The organism is Devosia sp., assembly GCF_017307565.1.
Taxonomy (GTDB): domain Bacteria; phylum Pseudomonadota; class Alphaproteobacteria; order Rhizobiales; family Devosiaceae; genus Devosia.
The window spans coordinates 1-3768 of sequence record NZ_JAFKHD010000102.1 but is presented as its reverse complement, the minus strand read 5'-3'; the positions used below and the strand labels follow the sequence as shown (position 1 = coordinate 3768).

The window sequence follows — 3768 nt, the reverse complement described above, 5'->3', positions numbered from 1 at the left end:
GCAGGTTTTCGGACGCCTCAGGCCCCGAATTGATCACGCCGCCGCCGGTATAAAACACCGGACGCTCAGCCTTGAGCATGAGGTCAACGGCTGCTTCGATCGCGGCGAGATCGCCATCGACTTGAGGACGATAGGACTGGTGACGCAGGCTCTCGGCTTCCGGACGATAATATTCGCCAACGGCAAACTGCACGTCCTTCGGAATATCGATGACAACCGGACCCGGACGGCCGGTGGTCGCAATCAGAAAGGCCTCGTGCAAAATGCGCGGCAGATCCTGAACCGACTTCACCAGGTAATTGTGCTTGGTGCAGGAGCGGGTGATGCCAACGGTGTCGCATTCCTGGAAGGCGTCCGAACCGATCAGCGTCGTCGGGACCTGGGCGGTGATGCAGATCAGCGGAATGGAATCGAGCAGCGCGTCAGTGAGGCCAGTCACGGCATTGGTCGCGCCGGGGCCCGAAGTGACCAGCACCACACCCGGCTTCCCGGTCGAGCGTGCATAGCCCTCGGCCATGTGGGTCGCGCCCTGTTCGTGGCGCACCAGAACGTGCTGAACGACATCCTGCTGGAACATCGCGTCATAGATCGGCAGGGCGGCACCGCCCGGATAACCGAAGATATGTTCAACACCCTGATCCGCTAGCGCCTGGATCACCATTTCCGCGCCGGTCATTTTCTCGGCCATTTGCGCTTTCCTACTCCTCGTGCCCGCCGTACCGGGCGTTACGTCCTTGACGCCTTAAAACCGCCTTGGCGGAAAAAAGGCAATAAAAAAGGCCCCTTTCGGGACCTGTTTTCGGCGCACCAGCTATCGCGCGGGGTTTTACCCCACGTTGCCGATGCGCCTACCTACTACGAGAATGAGTGCCCGCACGGGACCTCTCCAAAAAATTAGTCGCGCATTGATAGGAGTATTGCGGCCAGAGTGTCAAGCCCGCAGCATTGGGCTGCCATACATGGGGCCAAGATCAGTTTGGGGCTGGCAGAGCGCAGCCAGGATGCTAAAGCCCTCCACGAAGATTTATGACAACTCGGTGACATGGCAAACGCACTCGATAAAGACCTTCAGCAGGTCGTAGGCATTGAAAAGGCGACACACAATCTGTCGCGCGCCCTCGCCGCCCCCGGCATCGCCCTGGTCTTCCTGCTGGCTGCGGGCGTCTGGGCCAGCTTTGCCGTGGGCCAGAGCCCGACAACCTATATCGTCGTCATAGGTGCCGTCATTGCCGGCTACATGGCGCTGAACGTCGGTGCAAATGACGTTGCCAACAATATGGGTCCTGCCGTCGGTTCGCGCGCCATCTCCATGACGGGCGCGCTGATTATTGCAGCGATCTTCGAAGCTGCGGGCGCCCTGCTCGCTGGCGGCGATGTTGTCTCCACCGTGGCGCGTGACCTGCTCACCGTCCCTGAAATGGAGAGCACCACCTTCATCATGGTTATGATGTCGGCCCTGCTCGCATCGGCGCTCTGGGTGAACGTAGCCACCTATATCGGCGCGCCGGTCTCGACGACGCATGCCGTGGTTGGAGGCGTCGTGGGCGCTGGCATCGTGGCGGCTGGCTTCTCTGTCGTCGCCTGGCCCATGATCGGCACTATTGCGGCGAGTTGGGTAATCTCGCCCGTTCTGGGCGGCATCTTTGCTGCTCTTTTGCTTATTGTCATCCGCGCCACGATCACCACGCGGCTCGACAAGATTTCGTCAGCACGCGTCTGGGTCCCGATCTTCGTGGCCGCGATGACCGGCATCTTCACCATGTACCTTGCGACCAAAGGGCTGAGCCGCGTTTGGGAGCCGAGCCTGCCACTCACCATTCTGCTGGGTGTCGTCGCCTCCCTGCTGGGCTGGATTGTCGCTATGCCATGGGTGCGGCGCCGGTCTCTGCACCTGGAGAATCGCAAGAAGCATGTCGCGACGCTTTTCCGTCTCCCGCTTGTCATCGCAGCGGCCCTGCTGTCATTCGCACACGGCGCCAATGACGTGGCCAATGCCATCGGCCCATTTGCCGCCGTCGTCACCAGCCTTGAAAGCGGCCACAGCGAGATCGCCGGCGTGGCCCTGCCCTTCTGGGTCCTCGCCATAGGTGCAGTAGGCATCTCGCTCGGTCTGGCGCTATTTGGCCCGCGACTGATCAAGACGGTTGGTGAACACATCACTCGCCTCAACGAAATCCGCGCCTATTGCGCAGCGCTCTCTGCTGCAGTCACGGTTCTCGTGGCATCTGCGCTGGGCATGCCGGTATCGTCCACCCATATCGCAGTCGGCGCGATTTTCGGCGTCGGCTTCCTACGCGAATACATTTCGCGACGCGACATGGAAGGCTCGGCCGTGCCGGCCAATTCCCGCTTCGTCGATCCGGAAGCGCTCAACGCAACGCCGGAACAGGCCCTCGCGAGCGCCCGCAAGATCGAGCGCCGCCGCCTTGTGCGTCGCAACCACGTCTACAGCATCGCTGCGGCCTGGGTCGTCACCGTCCCGGCCTCGGCAATTCTATCAGCGCTGGTATATCTGGGTTTAGGCCTGATTATCGGACGATAGAGGCAGCGTAGGTCGCTTCCACTTTCTCGGCGAGCCGGCCTAGCGACCGGTCCGCCAGAAGGCGCTTGGCCTCGTCGAGAGCAGCCCAATGGCGCAGACGCTGGCCCTTTTCACGCCAGTCGTCCAATTGCTGGGTAACGCGCAGGGGATAAAGGTCAACGTCTATGAGGACGGAGGCATTGCCACCTGTGCTGGCGCGATAGCTACCCACCGGCACCTGCGCGATTTCCCCGGCCACACCCGCCTCTTCGACGGCTTCAAGAGCTGCGCTTTCCCATGGCGTCATATTGGGCTCGATGCCACCCTTGGGAAAAATCCAGCGACCGGTGCGACGCGTCGTGATCAGCAAAAATGCAACGCGCCCCTCGATCACGGCATAGGGTAACGCCCCAGCCTGACGCAGGTCGCCGGGCGTCTCAATCTTGGGGCTCCAATTGGTCAGAAAATCGCGAAACAAGTCGGGCTCCAAGGGTATTCGGCATACAAAAGCGTCAAAAAGCTCAGGGGGCTCACGCCCCCCGAACATAGGTAAATTTCATCGATTCGGCTGTGAGATTAGCTCAGCAGTGACAGATTGGCCGCCGACACCTTGCCATCACGACCGGTCTGAAGCTCGAAGCTGACCTTGTCGCCTTCGAACAGGCCCTGCAGGCCCGAGCGCTGGACGGCGGAGATATGAACGAAAGCGTCCTTTTCACCATTGTCGGGCGAAATGAAGCCAAAGCCTTTGGTGGTGTTGAAGAACTTCACGGTACCCGTGATGGAAGACATGACCTTATTCCTCGTGGTCTGTGGCGCCAGACATCGGCACCGGATTCTGCCGGCACATGAGGCCGGGTTTTACGATGCACAAGATCAGGAGGTAACTAAGGTCCCGGAAAACCGGTCGTTCAGATAGCGCAAGACAAGTGGCTCGTATGGTCTGAGATTATTGCGACCCGCTATGAAATTATCAAGGCAGTATCGGTGTTTGCTCGCGAAACACCCGGCCAGTGGGGGCGCCGGCCGGGTGTCTGGCACAAGTGACGGTTGGGGACGCAACCGCCCCTGCGAAACCTAGCCGCGCGGGCAGGTGTCGATGTAACGGGTACCGTTCGGACGCTGATAGACGCAGCGGTCATTGCTGCCGTCGACGCGACCGAGAACGTCGCCAGCGGCTGCGCCAACCACGCCACCGATACCGGCACCCACAACGGTTCCGAGAACGCTGCCGCCCGTGGCACTGG

The 3768-nt window shown here is 60.9% G+C and carries 4 protein-coding genes; 1 reads left to right on the top strand and 3 read right to left on the bottom strand.

Annotation, left to right across the window (positions count from 1 at the left end; translation table 11 throughout):
* A partial coding sequence (locus J0I64_RS03135; RefSeq protein ID WP_291406167.1) for a thiamine pyrophosphate-binding protein occupies positions 1–688 on the bottom strand: 688 nt, incomplete at its 3' end.
* 354 nt (positions 689–1042) lie between these two features.
* On the opposite strand from J0I64_RS03135, the gene J0I64_RS03130 reads away from it, so the two are divergent.
* The gene (locus J0I64_RS03130; RefSeq protein WP_291406166.1) at positions 1043–2542 is read left to right on the top strand and encodes an inorganic phosphate transporter; all 1500 of its coding nucleotides are present in this window, start codon (positions 1043–1045) and stop codon (positions 2540–2542) included.
* On the opposite strand, the gene J0I64_RS03125 is transcribed toward J0I64_RS03130, so the two are convergent.
* Both J0I64_RS03125 and J0I64_RS03120 read right to left on the bottom strand, forming a co-directional pair.
* On the bottom strand, positions 2529–2999 hold the full coding sequence (locus J0I64_RS03125; protein ID WP_291406165.1) for an NUDIX hydrolase: 471 nt from the start codon (positions 2997–2999) through the stop codon (positions 2529–2531). The genes J0I64_RS03130 and J0I64_RS03125 overlap by 14 nt on opposite strands.
* 98 nt (positions 3000–3097) lie before the next feature.
* Positions 3098–3313, bottom strand: a complete 216-nt coding sequence (locus J0I64_RS03120; RefSeq protein WP_291406164.1) for a cold-shock protein — start codon at positions 3311–3313, stop codon at positions 3098–3100.
* Positions 3314–3768 lie beyond the last annotated feature (455 nt).